Source organism: Haloferax sp. AB510 (assembly GCF_024136985.1).
In the GTDB taxonomy this organism is placed as follows: Archaea; Halobacteriota; Halobacteria; order Halobacteriales; family Haloferacaceae; genus Haloferax.
In genome coordinates, this window is sequence record NZ_JAMYJY010000005.1 from 51,820 (window position 1) to 74,820 (window position 23,001).

The window sequence follows — 23,001 nt, forward strand, 5'->3', positions numbered from 1 at the left end:
CCGGAGATTCGACTATTGTCGAAGTCAAAATTCGACGTTGTTGAATAGCTTTTTGCCCCCTGCGTGAGGACGTGTTGGTCATGGGACTGGACGACGACTCACGGGAATATCACAGACAAGACCCACCCGGAAAAATCGAGATTGCGACGACAAAGCCGACGAACACCCAACGCGACCTGAGCCTGGCGTACTCGCCGGGCGTGGCCGCGCCGTGTCTCGACATCGCGGAGGACGAAGACGCCGCCTACGAGTACACGGCGAAGGGCAACCTCGTCGGCGTCGTCTCCAACGGATCCGCCGTCCTCGGGCTGGGGGACATCGGGGCGCAGGCGTCGAAACCGGTGATGGAAGGCAAGGGCGTGCTGTTCAAGCGCTTCGCCGACATCGACGTGTTCGACGTCGAACTCGACATCGCCGACGTGGACGACTTCGTGGCGGCGACGAAGGCGATGGAGCCGACGTTCGGCGGCATCAACTTGGAGGACATCAAGGCCCCGGAGTGTTTCGAAATCGAACGACAGCTCCGGGAGCAGATGGACATCCCCGTGTTCCACGACGACCAGCACGGCACGGCCATCATCTCCGGTGCGGCGCTCCTCAACGCCGCCGACATCGTGGACAAAGACCTCGACGACCTCGATATCGTCTTCTCCGGTGCGGGCGCGTCCGCGCTCGCGACGGCGCGGTTCTACGTCTCCCTCGGCGCCAAAAAGGAGAACATCACGATGTGCGACTCCTCGGGCATCATCACCGAGTCGCGCGTCGAGGAAGGCGACGTCAACAAGTACAAAGCTGAGTTCGCACAGCCGGTCGAGGAGGGCTCGCTTTCGGACGCCATGGAGGGCGCGGACGTGTTCGCGGGGCTCTCCGTCGGCGGCATCGTCAGCCAGGAGATGGTGCGGTCGATGGCCGATAATCCGGTCATCTTCGCGATGGCGAATCCGGACCCCGAAATCACCTACGAGGACGCGAAAGAGGCCCGCGAGGACACCGTCATCATGGCGACCGGGCGCTCCGACTATCCGAACCAAGTCAACAACGTCCTCGGGTTCCCCTTCATCTTCCGCGGCGCGCTCGACGTGCGCGCGACCGAGATTAACGAGGCGATGAAGCGCGCGGCCGCCGAAGCGCTCGCCGAACTCGCCCGACAGGACGTGCCCGACGCGGTCGTCAAGGCCTACGGCGACCACCCGCTGCAGTTCGGTGCCGACTACGTCATCCCCAAGCCGCTGGACCCCCGCGTGCTGTTCGAGGTGGCTCCCGCGGTCGCGCAGGCGGCGATGACCTCCGGCGCGGCTCGCGAGCGCCTCGACATGAACGAGTACCGCGAGCGCCTCGAAGCGCGCCTCGGGAAGTCCCGCGAGATGATGCGCGTCGTCCTCAACAAGGCGAAGTCGAACCCCAAGCGGGTCGCCCTCGCCGAGGGCTCCAACGAGAAGATGATTCGCGCCGCCTACCAGATGCAGGAGGAGGGCATCGCCGAACCCATCCTCGTCGGGAAGACGACGACGATTCTGCGCAAGGCGGAGGAGCTGGGTCTCGACTTCGACCCGACCATCGCCAATCCTCGCGACGGCGAGTGGGACCACTACGCCGAGCGCCTCTACGAGCTTCGACAGCGTAAGGGAATCACGAAGTCCGAGGCGGAGGAACTCGTCCGCCGCGACTCGAACTACTTCGCCAGCGTCATGGTCGAAGTCGGCGACGCGGACGCGATGCTGACGGGGCTGACCCACCACTACCCGTCGGCGCTCCGCCCGCCGCTGCAGATTATCGGCACCGCCGAGGACGCGAACTACGCGGCCGGCGTCTACATGATGACGTTCAAGAACCGCGTGGTCTTCTGCGCCGACACGACGGTCAACCTCGACCCCGACGAGAAGATTCTCGCGGAGATCACGAAGCACACCGCCGAACTGGCCCGCCAGTTCAACGTCGAACCCCGCGCGGCGCTCCTCTCGTACTCTAACTTCGGGAGCGTCACGAACGAGGGGACGCGCAAGCCCCGCGACGCCGCGGCGCTCCTGCAGGACGACCCCGACGTGGACTTCCCGGTGGACGGCGAGATGCAGGCCGACACCGCCCTCGTCGAGGACATCCTCGAAGGCACCTACGACTTCGCGGAACTCGACGCCCCCGCGAACCTGCTCGTGTTCCCGAACCTCGAAGCGGGGAACATCGGTTACAAACTCCTCCAGCGCCTCGGCGGCGCGGAGGCCATCGGCCCGATGCTCGTCGGCATGGACAAACCCGTCCACGTCCTCCAGCGCGGCGACGAAGTCAAAGACATCGTCAATCTGGCGGCGACGGCGGTCGTGGACGCGCAGGAAGAGTAACAGACCCGAGCGAAGCGAGGGATTTTTTGGTCCAGCTTTTTCCGGAGAGGGTGAGCGAAGCGAACCCGAACCGAAAAAAGGTGGTCGTTCGATCTGGCGGCGACGGCGGTCGTGGACGCGCAGGAAGAGTAACTGACAACTCCGGTTCTTCCGGTTCTGCTTTTTCGGCGAGACGCTCACCCGAACTCGACCCACGCGACGGCGACGCCCAGCCCGACCGCTGGCGGGACCGAGTAGAGCGCGAACGTCGTCGAGTCCGGCGGTGAGAAGCACGCGGCGAAGGCGACGAGACAGAGGAGCGACAGCCCTCTCGTTCCACCGGTGAGTCGACGAGAGAGCGCGCCGGCACGGCGCAATCCGATCAGGAGCGGGGCGACGGCCGCGCCGCCGCCGACCGCGACCGGGAAGAACAGTTCGAGTTCGAGCGCCGACTGGCGGGAGTCGGCCGTGATGCGGCCCCATTCGACCAAGAGATCGAAGAGCGCGGGCGCGACCTGACGGGCGACGGCGGTTCCGACGAGGAACCCCGCGGCGGCGAGCGCGAACCAGCCCCACGCGGCGCGGATATCGACTGCGGGGTCGCGGTCGGCGAGAAACACGAGCGAGGCGCCGGCGGCGAGGAGGCCGGCGAGCACACCCAGTTCGAGACGGACGAGGAAGGTCGGGTCGCCGACGGTAACGACAGCCGTCGAAACACCGGCGGTCGGTGAGACCCCGGCGGCCGGCGAGAGGAGTCCGGGGTCACGGGCGGTGGCGAAGACGAAACCGGCCGTCGAGAGGCCGATAGCGACGAGTCGGCGTGCGTGGCGTCTCGCGGCTGCGCCGAGCGGCGAGAGCCCGCGTCGCCGCGGGTCGAACGCGTCGACGGTCTCCGTGGGGTCCATACGTCCGGCATCGCCGCTCCGCGTTGTCAACTTTTTGACGAAGTAGTGACCGGCCGCCGGCGGGGCGACGGTCCGATGAGACGGCTCACGCTCGGTGGCCCACCCGACGAAGGCGGGGGCGAACGGGTCTCGACGACGCCTCGCGCTCAGTCGCTCGCCCGACCCTCGAACCGCGAGGGCGGGAGATAGCTCACGTCGGTGCCGGAGTCCGCCTCGAACTCCGGCGGCTCGGGGAGCACGCAGCGGTCGGCTCGCCGGTTGACGTGCTCGTACTCGCGCGGCGCGTTCGCCAGCGGGTGCGCGGGGTTCTCGCGGCTGTCGATTCGCGCGGCGCGAAGCTCACCGAACCCGGCGATGCGGGCTTGAATCCCTCGCCAGTGGTGTTCGCTCCCCGCGGGGACGACGATTCGCTTCGGCGACTTCCAGTCGGGGTGGTCGCCGGCGAGGACCGCGTTGTTGACGTTCGCGGCGAGGTCGTCGTGGTCGACGAGGACGCCGACGCGAGCGCCCGGCGGCGCGCGATTGGCGAGCACGTCCAGTCCGAGGTGAAGTGCGCGATACTCCGAGACGTTGTTGTCCGGCGGTACGTCTGGGAGCGCGATACGGGCGACTCGCTCGCCGTCGCGGGTCTCTATCACCGCACCGAGTCCGCCGCCGTTCGGGCGGTACGACCCGTCCGTCGCGACGTAGAAGTGCCGTTGGTGCGTGCGCGGCGGGTGTGCGATGTGGGGCGTCGGCGACTCGTCGAACAAGTCCCGAAGTGTGGGACGGCCGGTCACGGCCATACGAATCGTTCCGCGATGGTCCCTAATAAGCGTACCCCGTGTTCGGGGGGTAATGTCTCGGGAGCATAACTGTGCACAATATATGGGCAGAACGCTATGCGGGGGCCGAATCACAGGCAATGGATATAAGAACGACCGACGCAATCTACCTTCGATGGCTGATACCAATTCACACATGAGTCGGCGGTCGTACATGAAGTTGGCAGGCGGCGCGGCGGCGTCGGCGGCGCTCGCGGGCTGTTCCGGTGGCGGCGGCGAGGAGACTGAGACCACCGAAACGACGACGACCGGCGGCGAGGAGACCGAGACCACCGAACCGACGACGACCGAGGACAGCGGGTCGTTCGACGTGACTATCACGCAGGGGCAGATGCCCTCCGGTCTCGACCCCCACGACCACCGCGAGACGACGACGGACATCGTCGTCCTCCACGCCTACGAGGGCGTTCTGACCCGCGACGCGGCGGGGTCGATTCAGACCGCGCTCGCGACGAACTACGAGCGTATCGACGGAGAGAACGCGGTCCGCTTCGAACTCCGAGAGGGTGTCACGTTCCACAACGGCGACGAACTCACCCCCGAGGACGTCGCGTACAGCATCAACCGCGTCGTCGACGAGGAGGTCGGCTTCGCCAGCCCGCAGAGCGACCAACTCGCCGGCGTCGCCGGCGCGGAGGTCATCGAGGGCGAGAACGCCGTCAAGGTCAACAACTCCTCGCTCAACCCCATCGTGTTCTCCGAGTTCGCGACCTACCTCGACGTGATGCAGCAGTCGTGGGTCGAGGACAACGACAAGGCGTACATCGGCCAGAACATGAACGGCACGGGGCCGTTCCAACTCGACTCGTACACCGAAGACGAGGAGGTCGTCCTCACGGCGTACGAGGACTACTGGCAGGACACCGCGGCGGTCGACACCCTCACCTTCCGCGCGGCGTCCGAGGCCAGCACGCGCGTCAACCAACTCCTGCAGGGCGAGACCGACCTCATCGTCAACGTCCCGCCGCAGGAGGTCCAGCGCGTCACCAACTCCGACAACGCCCGCGTCGCCGCGGCCCCGTCGACCCGCATCATCTACAACGCGATGCGCTACGACTTGGAGCCGTTCGACTCGATGGAGTTCCGGCAGGCGATGAACTACGCCATCGACCTCGAGAGCATCGTCCAGAACGTCCTCGGCGGCTTCGGCGCGCAGACGAGCCAGCCGACGCTCCCCGAGTTCGTCGGCCACAACGCCGACCTCGACCCGTACCCGTACGACCCGGACCAAGCCGAACAGTTGGTCGAAGACTCCGGCTACGCCGGCGCGGAAATCGAGCTTCACACGCCGGTCGGGCGCTACCTGAAGGACCTCGAAATCGCGCAGGCGGTCGCGGGCTACATCGACGAGCTACCGAACGTCACGGCGACGGTCCGCCAGCGCGACTTCGGGTCGCTCGTCGACGAACTGCTCGCGGGCAGCATCGAGGCGCGCCCGCCGTGGTTCCTCATCGGCTGGGGTGAGGCGACGTTCGACGGCGGCCTCGTCATGGAGGCGCTTCTCGCCTCCGACGGGACGCTCACCACGTGGCAAAACGAGGAGTTCGACGCCCTGCTCGAACAGGCCGGAAACCAGTCCGGCGAGGAGCGCGAGGCGACCCTTCAGGAGGCGAACGCGATGGCCCACGAGCAGTGCCCGTGGATCTTCCTGAACCAGCAGTACAGCGTCTACGGCGTCAACGACGCCATCGCCTGGGAGGCCCGCTCCGACGAGCGCATCGACGCGTACGCGATGAGCCAGCAGTAGTCGATGTCGCTGTCGAGGTTCCTCATCAAGCGTTCGCTCCAGGGGCTGCTCGTCATCTGGGGGGTCATCACGGTCGTCTTCGGCCTCCGGTTCATCTCACCGGGGGACCCGGCGAACGTGCTGTTACCGCCCGACGTCGACCCCGAGGTCAGAGCGCAGGTCATCGCCGAACTCGGGCTGAACGAGCCCCTGTACGTGCAGTACTGGCAGTTCATCTCGGGCATCCCGTTCGGCGACCTCGGCCTGTCGCTCGTGACCCGAACGCCGGTCGCGGCGCGCGTCGTCGCGAAACTCCCGGCGACGCTGGAACTCGCCATCGCGGCGACAATCGTCGCGGTCGTCATCGCGATCCCGCTCGGCGTCCTGTCGGCCACGCGGCGTCACGAGCCCGCGGACTACGGCGCGACCGTGTTCTCGCTGGTCGGCATCAGCACGCCGAACTTCTGGCTGGGCGTGATGCTCATCCTCGTGCTCGCGGTCCAGCTGAACCTGTTCCCGACGAGCCAGCGTCCTATCGGCCTCGACGGCATCGCGATGCTTCTCGCCGGCGGCGACGTGGGCGCGGCGGTAGACGGCTTCGTGACGTGGCTGTGGCACATCACGCTCCCAGCAATCACGCTCGGGACGTACTTCACCGCGCTCATCACGCGGCTCACCCGCAGCGGGATGCTCGACCAACTCGGACGGACCTACGTCCGCGCGTCGCGGGCGAAGGGACTCCCGGAGACGCTGGTCCGTTACAAGCACGCGCTTCGGAACACGCTCATCCCGGTCATCACCGTTATCGGCCTCCAGCTCGGCACCCTCATCGGCGGGGCCGTCATCACGGAGGCCGTCTTCGCGTGGCCCGGGCTCGGGACGCTCATCATCAACAGCATCAACGCCCGCGACTGGCCGGTCTTACAGGGCTCGCTCATCATCGTCGCGGTCGGGTTCGTCCTCGTGAACATCCTCGTTGACGCCCTGTACGCCTACGTCAACCCGCAGGTGGCCTACGATTAACGCTCTATGATATCGGAACGCACACGCAGAAACCTTCGTCGGGAACTCAGACGGAGTCTCCTCGCGAGGCTCGGCATCGTCGTCGTCGTCCTCATGGTGGCGATGGCCGTCTTCGCCCCGTTTATCTCCCCGTATAGCCCGTCTCAACAGAACCTCGACAACTCCCGACAGCCGCCGCTCGGCTTCAGCACCAAAGAGACGAAAGAAGTGACGAAGATGGAAGACGGGAGCGTCGTCATCGAAAACGGGCAAGTCGTCACCGAGACGCAGACCGTCTACACGAACGCAACGGCAGCCCACCCGCTCGGCACCGACGGTAACGGTCGGGACATCCTCTCGCGAATTATCTACGGTGCGAGGACGTCTATCCTGGTCGGGCTGTTCGGCACGTCGCTCGCGGCGCTCATCGGCGTCCTCGTCGGGCTGTCAGCGGGGTTCTACCGCGGGCGCGTGGACGACGTGCTGATGCGGAGCGCGGACATCATGCTCGCGTTCCCGTCGCTCGTCCTCGCAATCGCCCTCGTCGGCGTCTGGGGACAGGCACAAGCGCCCATCCCCGACCCGTTCGTCACAACCGGAATCGCCCCGGCGTTCCGCTCGGCGGTCGGGTTACCGACGGGCATGCCCGAAACGGTCGTCCTCCCGGGGACGGTCATCGTCGTCGTCGCGCTCGTCAACTGGGTGTGGTTCGCTCGCGTCGCCCGCGGCGAGGCGCTCTCCATCCGCGAAGAGGAGTACGTGAAGGCCGCGAAGGCCCTCGGCGCGAGCGACGGGCGGACGATGCTCAGACACGTCCTCCCCAACGCCATCACGCCCATCCTCGTGTTGGCGACGATTCAGGTGGCTGCCATCATCCTGCTCGAATCGGCGCTGTCGTTCCTCGGCTTCTCCGGGGCCGACGTGTCGTGGGGCTTCGACATCGCTCTCGGCCGGCAGTACCAGTCCACCGCGTGGTGGATTTCGACGATGCCCGGCCTCGCCATCGTGGTGACGGTCATCGGGCTGAACCTCGTCGGCGACTGGCTCAGAGACGCGCTCGACCCCGGCATCGAAGGAGAGGGAGGCGTCTGAGATGGCGGATACGATTCTCAGCGTCCGCGACCTCTCCACCCGATTTTTCACCGAGGAGGGGCAGGTCAACGCGGTCGAAAGCGTCTCGTTCGACGTCGAAGACGGCGAGATATTCGGCATCGTCGGCGAGTCCGGCTCCGGCAAGTCCGTGACCGCGCTGTCGGTCATCGACCTCATCGAGTCGCCCGGCCGCGTGACGCAAGGCGAGATATGGTACCGCAACGCCGACCTCGCCGAGGAGTTCCGCGGGTCGAAGCCCGAGGCCGTCGACGGCGACCTCGTGGATATCCGCCGGCTCCCGAAGGGCGTCCGCAGGTCGCTTCGCGGCCCGTCGTTCAGCATGGTGTTTCAGGACCCGATGAGCAGTTTCAATCCCTCGATAACCGTTGGCGAGCAGATAGCTGAGGCGGTCGAGGTCCAGCGGCGCGCCCGGTCGAACCCGCGAAGCACGCGCTCGCGCACCCAGGGCTACGGTCTCGGCTCGCTCCTCGTGGACTCGCTTCTCCCCTCGAAGAGCTACGTCGACGACGAGAGCATGGACCGCGCGGTCGAACTGCTCGACCAGGTCGGCATCCCCGACCCGGAGGACCGCGCCGACGAGTACCCCCACCAGTTCTCCGGGGGGATGCTCCAGCGCGCGATGATCGCCCAAGCGCTCGCCGGCGAACCCGACATCCTCATCGCCGACGAACCGACGACGGCGCTCGACGTGACCATCCAAGCCCAGATTCTCAACCTCCTGCGCGATCTACAGGAACAGGAGGGGATGAGCATCCTGATGATAACTCACGACCTGGGCGTCATCGCCCGGATGTGCGACCGCGTCGGCGTCATGTACGCCGGCGAAGTCGTCGAGCGCGGCCCGCTCGCCGACATCTTCGAGAATCCCGTCCACCCGTACACGCAGGGGCTGTTGGGTTCGATTCCGGACGTGGACGACCCCTCGGGTCGCCTCGAACCCATCTCGGGCAACGTCCCGAGCCTGCTCGACTCGGAGATGCCCGACGCGTGTTACTTCGCCGACCGGTGTCCCAAAGCCATGACCGACTGTCTGACCCGCATCCCCGAGTACGAACTGGACGGCCGACACAGCGTCCGGTGCGTCCTCGCCGAACAGGAGTACGACCCCGCCGACGCCGTCGAATCGGCCGAGGCGGCCGACGCCAAAGACCGGGAGGTCAGCGCCGATGACTGAACCCCTCCTCGCGGTTCGGGACCTCCAGAAGTACTACTTCGAGCAGGACTCGTTTGTCGACAGCCTCCTCGGGCGCGACCCGACGAGCGTCAAGGCCGTCGACGGCATCTCCTTCGCGGTCGAACGCGGCGAGACGCTCGGACTCGTCGGCGAGTCCGGCTGTGGGAAGTCCACGACCGGAGAAACCTTGCTCCGACTGCGCGAGGCGACCGGCGGCGCGGTCACCTTCGACGGGACGAACGTCTTCGAGATGGACGACGACGAGCTCAAGGCGTTCCGCAGAGACGCCCAAATCGTCTTCCAAGACCCGTTTTCGAGCCTCGACCCGCGGATGACCGTCGGCGACATCGTCGCCGAACCGCTGAAGATTCACGGGATTCCCGAGACCACCGACGGCGAGTCGAAACGCGAGTGGCGGCGCGACAAGGTCGCCGACCTGTTAGAGCGGGTCGGCCTCTCTGCGAACCACCTCGACCGCTATCCCCACGAGTTCTCTGGCGGCCAGCGCCAGCGCGTCGGCATCGCTCGCGCGCTCGCGCTCGAACCGGACTTCATCGTCCTCGACGAGCCGGTGTCGGCGCTGGACGTGTCCGTGCAGGCGCAGGTGTTGAACCTGCTTGACGACCTCCAAGCGGAGTTCGGGCTGACGTACCTGTTTATCGCCCACGACCTCTCGGTCGTCCGCCACATCTGCGACCGCGTGGCCGTGATGTACCTCGGGAACGTGGTCGAACTCGGTCCGACCGACGAGCTGTTCGAGTCGCCGAAACACCCCTACACGAAGGCGCTGTTGGAGAGCGTTCCCCGACCGTCCACGGCCGAACACGGCCGGCGAGTCGAGGCGCTGTCGGGCGACGTGCCGTCGCCGCGAAACCCGCCGTCGGGTTGTCGCTTCCGGACGCGATGCCCGCAGGTCATCCCTCCGGACGACCTCGACATCGAACAGGCGACCTACCGCGCCGTGATGGACCTCCGGGACGCGCTGGCGGTCGGCGACGTGAACCCCGACCACATCTGGGACGCCGCCGACCCCGACCGGACGGACACGGAAGCGTTCATCAAGGAGGCCCGCGACCGCCACGTCGACGCCGAACTCCGCGGCGAGGTCGCAGGCGTCATCGATACGGCGCTCGGCCATCTCGCCGAAGGCGAGACCGACCGCGCCAGCGAGACGCTTCGGGAACGCTTCGAGAGCCCCTGTGAGACGCACCGCCCCGCGGTCGGCGACGCGTCGCATCCCGCGGCGTGTCACCTCTACGAGGGCTCCGACGAGGTGACGGTCATCGAGACGAACGCCGGCGCGACCGCTGAGGCCGACGACTGAGACTCGACGAGTAACCGACCGGTGTGCTGCGCTGGGCGGTTCTCGTCCCACAGCACCGGCGAAACCGCCCCGTAACGAAACGTTAAGGCTCCCACCGGGCGCACCATCGCTGTGACACGGTACCGAAACCTCGGGCTGTTCGTCGTCCTCGCCGCCGTCTGGGGGTCCGCGTTCATGGCTATCAAAGCCGGACTCGAGTTCTTTCCACCGGTGCTTTTCGCTGCCCTCCGGTACGACGTGGCTGGCGTCGTGATGCTCGCCTACGCGCTGTACGCGACCGACTCGCCGATCCCGCGTGGCAAGGCCGAGTGGACGGAAATCGCCATCGGGGCGGTCTTCCTCATCGCCGCCTACCACGCGCTCTTGTTCATCGGCGAGAACGACACGGGAGTGACGAGCGCTGCCGCCGCGGTCATCGTGAGTCTCAGCCCGGTGCTCACCACTGGATTCGCGCGGCTCTTGCTCCCGAGCGAGCGACTCACCGCGCTCGGCGTCGTCGGTCTCCTCCTCGGCCTCGTCGGCGTCGCGGTGCTCTCGGGGCTTGATCCGAGCAACCTCCTCGCCGGCGGCACGGTCGCGAAGCTTCTCATCTTCGGTGCGGCCGCCGCCTTCGCCCTCGGGTCGGTGCTGACCCGCCGGGTCGACTCGGAGATGCCCATCGAGACGATGGAGGCGTGGTCGATGCTCTTCGGGGCGGGACTGATGCACGTCGCGTCCGTCGCGCTCGGCGAGCAGTTCGGCGCGGTCGACCTCAACGTCCAGTCCGTCGCCGCGCTCGGGTATCTCTCGCTCGCGGCGAGCGCGCTCGGCTTCCTCATCTATTTCGACCTGCTCGACCGCCTCGGCCCCATCGAAATCAACCTCGTCTCGTACGTCGCGCCCGTCTTCGCAGCGCTTTCGGGGTGGGTGTTCCTGAGTGAAGTTCCGACCCCGTCGACGGTCGGCGGGTTCGCGCTCATCTTCCTCGGGTTCCTCCTCCTGAAGCGCGGAGCGATTCGGCGCGAACTCCGCTATCGATTCGGCGACGGCGTCCGCGCGATCGACTGAAAAGGCGCGGCTACGCGTCCGCTCGCTCGACTGAGTCCACTTCGCCGACCATCCTCCACCCGTTTTCACCGGGGTGCTGTCGGCCGACGACGACAGCATCGTTGTCCTCAGTCGTCGCAAACCGGTAGACTGCGTCGTCGCCGTCGCGCCGGCCCTCGGCCTGAAACTCCGTCTGGAAGAACTCCGCGCTCTCCAGCGTGAACGTGCCGTCTATCTCCTCGCCGACGGTGAGATGCATGGCGTTCGGGTGGATGTTGTACATGCGCTTTGCGACGCGATTGAGCTCTGGCATCGCATCGACAGTCGCGCTCGCGAGCTAAATCCCTGCTCCCTGCGGGACGAGGCCGGTCGAAGCGTCGCCCACCTGATGGATCGGGTGGCGGACCACCGAACGCACCGAGGTCCGAGTCCGCTCGGGCGAATCCCGTGGAAATTCAGGGTTCTGCGACTATCCAAGAACACCTGACTGTTGTGCGAATAAAAGAATTAGAGGCGGTTATGAAGTGTTAGGGCGCCGCTCGTCGGCCTGTGAAATTTCACGTTTATCGAATAGTCACCAGTAAACGAGTATGAAACGAATGGAATTCTCGCATGTAATTATGACCCCTCCACTCCATGATGTAGTCGTAGGTGCCCCCCAACCAATGTCGAACTCCCCATCCACGGTCCCCCGCGAACGCCTCTCTCAACTCCGCGACGTCGTAACGGAAGAACAACCGCTCCGACTCGGCTTCGAACTCGTCGCCGCACCGCTTCGGTTCGTCGGCTTCTGGGCCGCGGTCGCCCTCCCGTTCCTGTACGTGCCCCTGCTCTTCGGCGGCCTCGAAGCGGGCGAGTTCACCGTCTTCGGAGGGCTTCTCGCGCTCAACGCGCTCGCGCTCGTGCTCGGGCACAACTACGCCCGGTCGTAGTCACCCAGTCGCACCGACACGCCAGTTCTAGTCGGGCGCGTCGAACCAAACCGGCGTTCTCCCTCCACTTCCACGCCCTCCACTTCTCGACTCCGCGAGCGCCCGCAGCGCGTCTCCATCACAATTCTCGCTCGTTTCCCAGACGCTCGATGCGCCGACCTGTCACAGCCTCACGTTTCTCATCTTCGACCATCGGGAATCGAGTGGCTTTACCCCGGTCCGGTCTTCGGACTCGGTATGTCGCTCGCGATGGTTCCACTAGGACGGACCGGAACGACGGTCTCCGAACTCGCGTTCGGGACGTGGCGGTTCGGTCGACAGGCCGACGACGGCGAGGTCGAGGTCGGCCGCGACCGCGCCCACGAGTTGCTCGACGCTTACGCTGCCGCCGGCGGGAACTTCATCGACACCGCCGACATGTACGGCGACGGCGCGAGCGAGACGTACATCGGCGAGTGGCTCGAAGCGCGCGACCGCGAGGATTTCGTCGTCGCGTCCAAGGTTTTCTGGCCTACGCGGGAAGACGCCAACGGCCGCGGGCTCAATCGGAAACACCTCCGCCGCCAGATGGACCGCATCCTCGACCGACTCGGCACCGACTACGTCGACCTGCTGTACATCCACCGATGGGACGACGAGACGCCGGTCGAGGAGTTCATGCGGACGCTCGACGGGTTCGTCCGCGACGGGAAGGTGAACTACCTCGGCACCTCGACGCTCGAACCCAACGCCTGGAAGGTCGTCAAGGCGAACGAACTCGCCGACAAGCGCGGCTACGAACCGTTCAAGGTCGCTCAGCCGCGGTACAACGCCGTTAACCGCGAGATAGAGGGGAACTACCTCGACATGTGCGCCGACTACGACATCGGCGTCGTACCGTGGTCGCCACTGGCCGGCGGCTTTCTCACGGGCAAGTACGCCCGCGACGAGCGCCCGCCCGCGGACTCCCGCGCGGCGAACGACCAGCGGTTCGCCGACTCCTACCTCACGCCGTCGAACTTCGACGCGCTCGAGGTCATCGAGGAGGTCGCCGAGGCGGTCGGCGCGTCGCCCGCACAGGTCAGCCTCGCGTGGCTCATGCACCACCCGCAGGTCACCGCGCCGATTATCGGGGCACGAACCGTCGACCAGCTCGGCGAGAACGTCGTGGCCGCGGACATCGAGCTCACGAACGAGCAGTTCAAGCGCATCTCGACCGCCAAGCGCCACCTGTCCGCGTAGCACGTGACAGCGCCCCCGAACCGTCAGGTGTAGGTGTCGCCGGCGGGTATCGTCGCGTATGACCGCCGACGCGTTCGACGCCGACGCCTACGTCTCCGAACTCCGGACGAAGCGCGAGGAGAAAGACGACTTCTTCGGGTCGCACCCCCAGTCGCCGATTCCGCCGGCAGACCGGGACGACTTCGACGGCCTCGACTACTTCGACCCCGACCCCGACTACCGGGTGACCGCGTCGGTCGAGACGCACGACGACCCCGAACCGGTGACGATGGACACCTCGACCGACGGCGAGGTCCGGTATCTCCGCGTCGCCACGTTCCACTTCGAACTCCGCGACAGCGAACTCACCCTCGGCGCGTATCGCCAGGAACACGATGACTCGCCGACGCTGTTCGTCCCCTTCCGCGACAAGACGACCGGACAGCAGACCTACAACGGCGGTCGCTACATGGAACTCACGCCCGACGCGCCCCTCGACGAGTTGGACGAAGTCGTCGTGGACTTCAACCTCGCGTACAACCCGTTCTGCGCGTTCACCGACACGTTCGAGTGTCCGCTTCCCCCCCGAGGAGAACTGGCTGGACGTAGTCGTTCCCGCCGGCGAACAGGACTACGAGTAATCGGCGAAGCAAAAGCGCAAGTTCCATATCGGACGCTTCCGGAGAGACCGACATGGGACTGCTCAGTTCGAAGCAAGCCGTCATCGGGATGGCGCTGATGATCGTCGGGACGCTCGCGATGCTGCCGGGAATGCTGCCGAACGCCGCACAGGTAATGTCCTACGCGCTCGCCGTCGGTGCCGGCGCGCTCACGCTCGGGACGTGGCTGGTCGGCACGTCCGAGGGCGGCCGTCCGGTCTGACTCCGGCACTCGCCGTCGTACTGACTAAAACCGTCTTTTCTCGTGAGCGCACGTTTCGTTCGCCGTCGCCGTGATAGCGACGCGCTCCGTCACGGTCGCGACAGTCGCCACTCTGCGTGGTCGGTCGGTCCGAAGAAAACGTTGCCGCGAAGGTTGTGTCGCGTTTAGGCGTCGGGGCCGGACCACTTCTGGAGCGTGGCGGAGTTACTACCACTCTCAGAGGTCCAGATTACTCGAACAGTCGCGCTCGAAAGGTCGTTTGCGTTCTGCTCAAGAACCGTTGCTTGGCTACCAGCCGTGATTTCCGTATCTCCGGTTATTGACTCCCAAGTAGCGGTCGTACCACCAGTCCCTTCAAGTTGGGTTCCTGTGGAATCGTCAAGTGCGACTGTAGACGTGATGTTGACTAGAGAGGCGTCAATCGACGATCCACTCTCGTGGGTTACCGTGAGAGCGGTACCGTTGTAGTCGAACCCGAAACTCGCCTGTGGAGTCGTCTGGTTGACTTGGTCACCGAGACCGAGGACGAAGGTGCCGATGACGGCCGCGAGGATGACTGTAATTGCCACCATGAGGATAACACCGATAACCGGTGATACCGCGTCGTCCTCAGCGAGGAGTTGCTTGAAATTCATCTATCCGTTGTAGGTCCACTTCTGGAGTGTGGACGAACTACTGCCACTCTCAGAGGTCCAGACGACACGGACGGTGTCTCCGTCAGCGAACTGGGCTCCCGTAGAGTTGACTACCGCAGAACCACCTGCGCTAATCGGGTCTGACCCTCCGTAACTCGTCCAGTTCTGGTCAGAGTTGTTGATGTCTCCAGTAACCGTCACCTGGTTCGCGGCAATCTGCTCACCGCTTTCATGAGTAATCGTTAGGTTCCCGTTTCCGTTGTAATCAAATGCGAAACTCGCCTGCGGAGCCGTCTCGCTGACTTGGTCGCCGAGACCGAGGACGAAGGTACCGATAACGGCCGCGAGGATAACTGTAATCGCCACCATCAGGATAACCCCGATGACGGGACTGACTGCACGGTCTTCCGTGAAGAGATGTTTGAGTTGCATGCGTTGTGTCCGACACCCGGGACGGTATCGCTCGCCGAAGACGCCGGTGCGCACGCGTTCATCGCTGCGCAACCGCCATCCCTGCCCGGCACCCGTCGCGGTGTGTCCAATCGACTCGTATCCCCGGGGTGACTTAAATGTACGTGCCAGATTAATGGATGGTTTCTCCCAACAGTTCGAGCATTAATATAGTGTTTATATGTCGCTTAAGGGGATAATGGCACTTCGTCGTCGAACAGGTTCAAAGAATTTCTGACACGTTCCCGGTCGTTCTTTTTGGACGACTCGGTGAGGTTGTCGGCTAGCGAGGATAACCGTACGATGAGAACTAGCTGTATCTCTCGCACGTACGCGTTGGTGCAGTGCGAGGTGCGTACACCTGTGGTCGCGGGCCCCTCTTCGAATCTGCGCGGAGTACCGATATCGAGTGACTTCGTTTGACAGCCGGTGCTCGTCGAATAGTTATCGAGAACGAGTCCGTCCCCGGCGAACCGGGGACGTCGTTCCTACCCAAGGTGGCGTGCGCACGCGCTAGATATATTTTCAACAGACGTACATATGCTTTGTGGGGTAGAATCGGGTTTCGAGGCCTGAGTGACACGATTGGTAACGTTTCAGAGACCGTTCAATCACACAAAGTATTTACCGCGAACGGTCAACAGAGCAAACTGTACCCCTGCCCACGGAGGCATCTGTGAGTACCTCGCCTCGGCCCGGGTTCTGCCCGGCTTGGTTCCGTCCGAGGGTCGACGAAAACGATGTCCCCGACTGCAACATCCACCAACAATGACACGCAATAAGCAAATCCGCGCGGTTCTTCTCGCTGCGCTGATGGTCTTCTCGGTTTTCGCCGGGTCCATCGCGTTTACGGGTAGTGCTGCTGCGGCAGACGGTGACTTCCGCTACCGCGGAGGCGCCGTTCACTACGTCGACGGCGGAAACGCCGTCATCGAGGTACCGTTCTCTCACAATGTTGACTCCGCCAGTCTGACGACTGACAACTTCACGGTCGCTGACGACGGTGACGAGCTTGCGAGCTCGGCCTACTCCGTCAGCCAGACCACGAACGGCACGGTCGTCATCTCGGTCAACAACGTGATCCGCTCGAACGACATCACCGTCGAACTCTCCGACGACATCACGTCCGCTGAGGACGGTTCGACGCTCACCAACGACGGTGAGAAGGATGTCTTCTTCGCGGCTCAGACGTTCAGCGAGTCCGCCACCACGGAGAGCGCCTACGTCGGTGAGAAGCTCGCTATCAACGCGAGTTCGTCCGGTGTGAACACCGACGTTGTCGTCGAAGGGACGGAAGACGCGACCGACGACTACTTCGTCCAGCGTTCGACGGGCGAGAACAGTACGGTCTACGTGCTCGACACGTCCGGTCTCGAGACCGGTACGTACGACATCACGGTCGGTAGCTCCACGACGATCAACCTCACGGTCCGCAGCCTCAACTTCGCAGTTGACATCGACGACCTGAACGTCACGACCGACGATGACGTCTCGGGTACGGTCTCGGCACGTGATTCCAGCCGCCCCGTCCGCGTTGAGCTCGTCGACTCCAGCGACGACACGTACGCGACGCAGAACGTCTCCCTTGACGGTCAGGGTGAGGCTGACTTCGACTTCTCGGTCGCTGAGACCGACGCTGACGACTACACGGTCGTCGCGACGGACCTCAACACGGGCATCACGCTCGAATCCGACACGATCACCGTCGAAAAGGCCGGTGACGGTCGCGCTGACTTCAGCGAATCCGTCATCACCGACCAGCGCGGTGACGTCGTTGCCATCCCGGTGACCCTCGAAAACACCGACACGGCGACGGTCACCATCGGTAGCGACGACGAAGGTTACTCCGCGAACGTCACCGTCGAAGACGGTAACGACGACGGCGAAGTCGTCGTTCTGTGGAACTCCTACGAATCGAACGACACGTCCGTCAGTCAGGTCTTCGACGTTGAAGACGACGACGACGAGATTCTGACCGGCAACGACGGCGCAACGGGCGTCGGCCTCGCCACGAGCAACCTCATCGACGCGGGCGACTACGATCTCTCCGTCGAGCCGGGTGCCTCGGTCGGTGACGGCCAGAACGTCGCGACCCTCGTCCTCGAGGAAGGCGGCGTCTCCGCGGTCCGCACGTGGACCGCCCCGTCCGGCGAGACGCTCGGTGACCTCGACGACGTCACTGAAGCGCTCGAGAACGGCAACATCACCGAGGACAGCCAGATCGCCTTCGGTGACCAGGTCATCGTCCAGATCGAGGCCTCCGGCCTCGAGGGCGCAGTCGGCGCTCAGGACGACGAGACCCCGAACTTCTTCGCGACCGGTAACGGCTACGACGACTCCTACCGTCTGACGATCAACCAGACGAACCCGGACCCGAACCGCGACCCGAAGATCATCAACGTCGCTAACGCCTCGGTCATCGCCGACGGCGATAACGACACGTACTTCGTCGCGTTCGACTCCGACCAGATCGAAGCGTACCGCGACACCAACGACGACGGACAGCTCTCGTCCGGTGAGATCTCCCCGAGCAACGAGGTCTCCATCGACGACGATGACTCGTTCGACGTCGAGTTCAAGATGGTTGAGGAAGACGACGTCAGTGGCCTCGCACTCGTTGACGAGGACTCCGCGGCGACTGACTCCTACGAGCACCTCGAAGCCGAGCACACCCTCGCCGACCCGATCAACGTGACGAACGCTGCGGACCAGATGATCTCTGGTTCCTCGAACGTCGCGCCCGGTACGGAACTCACGCTCCGCGTTGAGTCCGACGGCGACACGCAGCCGCGCTTCCTGAAGACCGCTACGGTCTACGTCCAGGCAGACGGCTCGCTCTCGGGTAGCTTCGACTTCTCCGAGCAGAGCGTCGGCGACACCTTCACGGTGACGGCCCGCGGTGGCGTCGCACCGAACGAAGAGGTCGACGGCAACGTCGTTGAGTCGGTGGACTCCGACACCACGACGGCTACGGAGACCACGACCGCTACGGAGACCACGACTGAGACCACGACGACCACGACTGAGGCTACGACGACCACCGCCGCCACCACGACGGCTGAGACGACCACCACGTCGTCCCAGACGCCCGGCTTCGGTGTCGTTGTCGCCCTCGTCGCGCTCGTCGCCGCTGCGCTCCTCGCGGTCCGCCGCGACAACTAACGACAGCTAACCACCGGGACTCTTCCCGGCGTTTTTCCTTTCTTTCGACGCTGACCCGATAGCCGCAGCACTCGCGTCGACAGTCGTCACGCAGTCAAACGGCGAGTAGCGTCGCGATATGTAGACCTCGGAGTCAACACCAGCTAGTGGCGACGACTCCGCTTGACGACCAGACGACGATACAGAACCGAGCCGCGCAGTCGTGCCGAGGTGGTCCTTATTCTCCCAGTCGCTGTGCGTGGTTTGGTTTCATCGAAGGCCAGCCTTCGCGTTCCGTCGGCGACGTGCGGAGAACGAATTGCACCGGGCGACGGCCAGTCAACTACCGTGTGTGAGGCGAAACCGATAGCAGTCGTGGCCGACGACGTGGGCTGACGCGCTCGCAGTTCACGACGTTCGACACAAGTCGACACGGCCGAAAGAGTGCGTCTCTCGTCTTGTCGGTCGATACACGTCGTCTCGAACAGCATGGGTCACAGGAGCAATATGAGCGCGGTCTCCACAGTCGCACTCCGTTTCACTACAGCTCTCCCGTCGTTGAGGGGTGGTCCATCACAAGAGAGCGATAGCTGTCCCCGAGCAGAGAGGGTCACCGGACGAGCGATGGAGTCCGCCATTGGCGTGTCTCGCCCGCCGGTCTCAACGAGACCGCCGTCGAACACGCCAGCGAGATAGAGAGAACTGGCTCGTGGGGAATGGAAGCGCAAAACGAAAAGAGCGGAAAGCGAGCGACGGACGAGACAGCGACGGTGGCGAGTTACCGTCTCGCGTTCAGCACTCGGACCAGCCGCAGTTCTGGCAGGTCTTACAGCCTTCGGAGTAGTAGAGGTCCATCTCGCCGCACTCGGGACACTCGGGGCTCTCGCCCGCCGCGAGCAGGTCCGCGACGGCGTCAGAGTTACCGTTGGACTCGTCGCCGACGGCGACGCCGCCGTCGGTGTTCGTGTCCTCGGCCGCGGCGGCCTCGGCTTCGACCTCAGTCAGGTTCTGCTGTTGCGGGTAGCCCTTGTCGATGTCGCCGTCGAGGTACCGGCGCATCGCGGTGCCGATGGCGTCCGGGATGGAGTTAATCTGCTCGCCTTTGTCCCAGGCGACCTTCGGGCTCCGGATACCCTTCAGTTCGTTCGCAATCTCCTCGGGGTCGACCCCCGAGCGGAGCGACGTGGAGACGGTCTTGGCGAGCGCCTCGGTGAAGGAGGCGGTGAAGCCGCCGGAGTTACCGATGTTGGCGAACAGCTCGAACGGCTCGCCGTGTTCGTCCTCGTTGATGTTGACGTAGAGCTTCCCGTAGCCGGTATCGATGCGCTGAGTGACGCCGTACAGCACGTCCGGACGGGGGCGCTTCTTGCCAACGTCGCTCGGGGAGTCGGCGAAGGCGAGTTCGAGTTCGCTGCCGATGAGGTCTGAGACCTCTTCGGATTCGAGGAACGCCTCTACGTCGCCGAACACGTCGCGAATCTGCGAGACGATGGCTTCGGCGGCCTCCTCGTCGTCGGAGAATTCGGTGTTCTTCGCGCGCGTGGTGAGCACCTGCTTCGAGCGGGTGCCGTCGCGGTAGACGGTGACGCCCTTGCCGCCGTGGTCGTAGATGTAGCGGTAGACCTCGTCCATGTCCTCCTTCGACGCGCTGTTCGGGAAGTTACAGGTCTTCGAGATGGCGGAGTCGACGCCGCTCTGGAGGGCGCACTGGACGCCCGCGTGCTCGATGCCCGCGAGGTCGGAGGTCACGACGAACAGTTCGGAGATGGCGTCCGGGACGGTCGACAGCGAGGCGACGCCGTCGAACTCGTTGTTGGCCATCTGCTCTTGGGCCTCGCGCTTGACGGCCTCGACGTCGATGTCGTTGGCCTCCAGCACGCGGAGGAAGTAGTCGTCGAACTCGACGAGCATCTCGTCGCCCTGCACGTCGTCGGAGACGTTCTTGTAGTAGGCGACGTTGTAGATGGGCTCACAGCCGCCGGTGGTGTTCGACACCATCGACGTGGTGCCCGTCGGGGCGATGGTCGTCGTGTTGTGGTTTCGAATCGGGTAGCCGTCTTCCCAGTCGTCGGCGGACTCGCCGGTGTGGTGTTCGAACCACTCGCGGTACTCGGTCGGGTTCGCGTACTTCGAGTCCTCCCACGCCTCGAACGGGCCGCGTTCTTCGGCGAGTTCGTGGGACGCCCGCTTGGACCCGTGGTTGATGTGGGTCATGAGCTGTTGGGCGATTTCGTTGCCCTCGTCGGAGCCGTAGCGGACGCCGAGCTGGATGTACATCTGGGCGAGCCCCATGATTCCGAGTCCGATTTTACGGAGTTCGCGGACCTTCTCCTCGATCTTCTCGACCGGGAAGTCCGACATCGTGACGACGTTTTCGAGGAAGCGCGTGCCGTTTTCGATACGGTGGTCGAACTCCTCCCAGTCGACGGCGTCTTCCAGGAAGGCGTCCGTCGCGGCCTCAAGCGAGTCGTACTCGTCGCCGTGGGCGTCGTACCAGACGCGCCAGTCGGGCGAGTCCTCCGCGACGAGCGTCGAGAGGTTGATGTGGCCGAGGTTACACGCCTCGTACTCCTCGAGCGGCTGTTCGCCGCAGGGGTTGGTCGCGAGGATGCGGTGGTCGGGGTGCTTTTCGACGTCGAAGGAGTGCTGCTTGTTCGCGCGTTCGAGGTAGACGACGCCGGGTTCGCCGTTCTCCCACGCGCCCTCGATAATCTGGTCCCAGAGTTCCTTCGCGGGGACCGACAGCACCTCGCCGACCTCGACGTACTCGCCGAGACCGAACATGTCGTAGATTTCCTTCGTCTGGGGCGTGGCGACGTGCGGCTCTTCGGTTCGGGGGTTCGTGAAGACGAACTCCTCGTCGTTGTACAGCGCCTCCATGAAGCCGTCGGTGATGCCGACAGAGATGTTGAAGTTCGAGAGGTGGCCTTCGACGGCGTTACGGAGGTGCTTGGGGACGCGGCCGTCCTCGTCGATGAGTTCGCGCGCCTCGTCGAGCGCGTCGACGAACTTGGTGTGGGTGAAGTCGTCGGGGTCGTTCAGGCGGAGCGTGTGCGCGAGCGAAACGTCCTTGTTCTTCGCGTGGAGGAACTGGATGACGTCGGGGTGGCTGACGCGCATGACGCCCATCTGCGCACCGCGGCGCGCACCGCCCTGCGCGATGGTCTCGCACATCTGGTCGAACGTCCGCATGAACGTGATGGGGCCGGAGGCGATGCCGCCGGTCGAACCGACTGCGTCGCCGTAGGGGCGGAGCTTCCAGAAGGCGTAGCCCATGCCACCGCCGGACTGGAACACCTCGGCGGCCTCCTTGGCCGTCTGGTGGATGTCGGTGATGTCGTCGCCGGGGGAATCGACGAAACAGGCCGAAAGCTGCTGGAGTTCGTCGCCGGCATTCATCAGCGTCGGCGAGTTCGGCATAAAGGAGAGCTGTCCCATCATCTCTTCGAACGTCTCGCGCTTCTCGACGACGACCTCGCGTACGCCCTCCGGAAGTTCGGGGACGAGGGTGTCGTAGGCGAACTTGTTGACGTTGTACACCGAAAGCGTCGTTTCGGCCTCGTCGTCGTCGGCCGTGACGCCCTTGCCGAAGACCTCCGCGGCGAGTTCGTCGCGGCGTGGGTGGTCTGGCTTGATGAGGTCGGGCGTGACCGTGATTTCGATGTCGCGCTGTTCGGCCTCGAAGACGGCCTCGGCGAGCGCGATGTTCTTCGCGACGCGGGGGAACAGGTCCTCCTGCGTCTCGACGAGGTCGCCGTCGGCGTCCTTGCGGAGGTACCGGGCGGGGAGAATGTTACTGTAGGCGTTGCCCGTCATCCGCGCTTCGAGGGTCTCGCCTTCGGTCCGCTTGACCGGAAGCACGAGTTCGTCCGTCGAGAGGTTCGCGTCGCTCATCTTACTGTCCCTCCCGCCCGAGCCGCGTTCGGGCGAGGTCGCGTCGATAGTGTCCGGAAATTCCGCTCATTGGTGACGATATTGGTGTGTGTCGCGTGGTTGGTTAAGGGCTTCGAACTCGGAGGTTCGACCGCCGGACGTATCATAATTAGTGCAATTACGTCGTCGGCCGATGACCGGGTCCGAAGTGCACGGATTCATAGGACGGACGGGAAGCACATAATCGTAGTTAGAGCGGAGCGGAAGTGAAATCTCACCGCAAAAAATCGCAAGACGTAGCGACGATATCCAGTAGAACGTGAGGGGGGAGACGACGGCTCTGAAACCGTCACATGGTGAACTGTCCCGCATCACCGGGAAGGATATAAAGGGAGACCGGACAGTCGACATTCACACAACTATCAGAATTCGTATGTTAGAATCTCCCGGCAGCTCAAGGGTGCCGAAATCGGTCGTTT

At 64.5% G+C, this 23,001-nt stretch carries 17 protein-coding genes and 1 pseudogene; 12 read left to right on the top strand and 6 right to left on the bottom strand.

Going from position 1 to position 23,001, the window contains the following annotated elements:
- The first annotated feature begins 80 nt into the window (after window positions 1-80).
- Window positions 81-2,336, top strand: a complete 2,256-nt coding sequence (locus NKF06_RS01885; RefSeq protein WP_253244347.1) for an NADP-dependent malic enzyme — start codon at window positions 81-83, stop codon at window positions 2,334-2,336.
- Window positions 2,337-2,512: 176 nt separating this feature from the next.
- Here NKF06_RS01885 and NKF06_RS01890 read toward each other — a convergent pair whose 3' ends face one another.
- Window positions 2,513-3,220 carry a twin-arginine translocase subunit TatC gene (locus NKF06_RS01890; protein WP_253244348.1) on the bottom strand — a complete coding sequence of 236 codons (708 nt, stop codon included), beginning with the start codon at window positions 3,218-3,220 and terminating at the stop codon, window positions 2,513-2,515.
- Between the two features lie 146 nt (window positions 3,221-3,366).
- On the bottom strand, window positions 3,367-4,005 hold the full coding sequence (locus tag NKF06_RS01895; RefSeq protein ID WP_058827622.1) for a hypothetical protein: 639 nt from the start codon (window positions 4,003-4,005) through the stop codon (window positions 3,367-3,369).
- Between the two features lie 154 nt (window positions 4,006-4,159).
- Here NKF06_RS01895 and NKF06_RS01900 point away from each other — a divergent pair, with 154 nt between their 5' ends.
- The 6 genes from NKF06_RS01900 (at window position 4,160) to NKF06_RS01925 (ending at window position 11,430) form a co-directional block, all read left to right on the top strand.
- Window positions 4,160-5,791, top strand: a complete 1,632-nt coding sequence (locus tag NKF06_RS01900) for an ABC transporter substrate-binding protein (protein WP_253244349.1) — start codon at window positions 4,160-4,162, stop codon at window positions 5,789-5,791.
- Between the two features lie 3 nt (window positions 5,792-5,794).
- Window positions 5,795-6,793 carry an ABC transporter permease gene (locus tag NKF06_RS01905; protein WP_058827620.1) on the top strand — a complete coding sequence of 333 codons (999 nt, stop codon included), beginning with the start codon at window positions 5,795-5,797 and terminating at the stop codon, window positions 6,791-6,793.
- Window positions 6,794-6,799: 6 nt separating this feature from the next.
- Window positions 6,800-7,864, top strand: a complete 1,065-nt coding sequence (locus tag NKF06_RS01910) for an ABC transporter permease (protein WP_058827619.1) — start codon at window positions 6,800-6,802, stop codon at window positions 7,862-7,864.
- A 1-nt stretch (window position 7,865) separates the two neighbouring features.
- Window positions 7,866-9,059, top strand: a complete 1,194-nt coding sequence (locus NKF06_RS01915; RefSeq protein WP_253244350.1) for an ABC transporter ATP-binding protein — start codon at window positions 7,866-7,868, stop codon at window positions 9,057-9,059.
- Entirely contained in the window at window positions 9,052-10,383 is a 1,332-nt protein-coding gene (locus tag NKF06_RS01920) for an oligopeptide/dipeptide ABC transporter ATP-binding protein (RefSeq protein WP_058827617.1), read from the top strand. Before NKF06_RS01915 ends, NKF06_RS01920 begins: the two co-directional genes overlap by 8 nt.
- A 111-nt stretch (window positions 10,384-10,494) precedes the next feature.
- Window positions 10,495-11,430, top strand: a complete 936-nt coding sequence (locus tag NKF06_RS01925) for an EamA family transporter (protein WP_058827616.1) — start codon at window positions 10,495-10,497, stop codon at window positions 11,428-11,430.
- Between the two features lie 10 nt (window positions 11,431-11,440).
- Here the strand turns inward: NKF06_RS01925 and NKF06_RS01930 are convergent, their stop codons facing one another.
- Entirely contained in the window at window positions 11,441-11,722 is a 282-nt protein-coding gene (locus NKF06_RS01930) for a hypothetical protein (protein WP_058827615.1), read from the bottom strand.
- A gap of 352 nt (window positions 11,723-12,074) precedes the next feature.
- Between NKF06_RS01930 and NKF06_RS01935 the strand changes: the two genes are divergently transcribed.
- The 4 genes and pseudogenes from NKF06_RS01935 (at window position 12,075) to NKF06_RS01950 (ending at window position 14,423) form a co-directional block, all read left to right on the top strand.
- Window positions 12,075-12,341, top strand: coding sequence for a hypothetical protein (locus NKF06_RS01935; protein ID WP_058827614.1), 267 nt, complete (start codon window positions 12,075-12,077; stop codon window positions 12,339-12,341).
- Window positions 12,342-12,578: 237 nt separating this feature from the next.
- The gene (locus tag NKF06_RS01940) at window positions 12,579-13,562 is read left to right on the top strand and encodes an aldo/keto reductase (RefSeq protein ID WP_058827613.1); all 984 of its coding nucleotides are present in this window, start codon (window positions 12,579-12,581) and stop codon (window positions 13,560-13,562) included.
- A gap of 58 nt (window positions 13,563-13,620) precedes the next feature.
- Window positions 13,621-14,182: pseudogene (locus tag NKF06_RS01945) on the top strand (DUF1684 domain-containing protein).
- Between the two features lie 52 nt (window positions 14,183-14,234).
- Window positions 14,235-14,423 (top strand): hypothetical protein, encoded by a 189-nt coding sequence (locus NKF06_RS01950; RefSeq protein WP_004975161.1) that lies wholly within the window; start codon window positions 14,235-14,237, stop codon window positions 14,421-14,423.
- A 164-nt stretch (window positions 14,424-14,587) separates the two neighbouring features.
- On the opposite strand, the gene NKF06_RS01955 is transcribed toward NKF06_RS01950, so the two are convergent.
- Together NKF06_RS01955 and NKF06_RS01960 are read right to left on the bottom strand one after the other, a co-directional pair.
- Complete coding sequence (locus NKF06_RS01955; RefSeq protein WP_253244351.1) at window positions 14,588-15,058, bottom strand: type IV pilin N-terminal domain-containing protein; 471 nt, start codon at window positions 15,056-15,058, stop codon at window positions 14,588-14,590.
- On the bottom strand, window positions 15,059-15,490 hold the full coding sequence (locus NKF06_RS01960; protein WP_253244352.1) for a type IV pilin N-terminal domain-containing protein: 432 nt from the start codon (window positions 15,488-15,490) through the stop codon (window positions 15,059-15,061).
- A gap of 786 nt (window positions 15,491-16,276) precedes the next feature.
- Between NKF06_RS01960 and NKF06_RS01965 the strand changes: the two genes are divergently transcribed.
- A complete protein-coding gene (locus NKF06_RS01965; RefSeq protein ID WP_256477174.1) occupies window positions 16,277-18,670 on the top strand; it encodes a BGTF surface domain-containing protein in 2,394 nt (797 codons plus the stop codon).
- Between the two features lie 771 nt (window positions 18,671-19,441).
- Here the strand turns inward: NKF06_RS01965 and NKF06_RS01970 are convergent.
- The gene (locus NKF06_RS01970; RefSeq protein WP_253244354.1) at window positions 19,442-22,543 is read right to left on the bottom strand and encodes an adenosylcobalamin-dependent ribonucleoside-diphosphate reductase; all 3,102 of its coding nucleotides are present in this window, start codon (window positions 22,541-22,543) and stop codon (window positions 19,442-19,444) included.
- Window positions 22,544-23,001 lie beyond the last annotated feature (458 nt).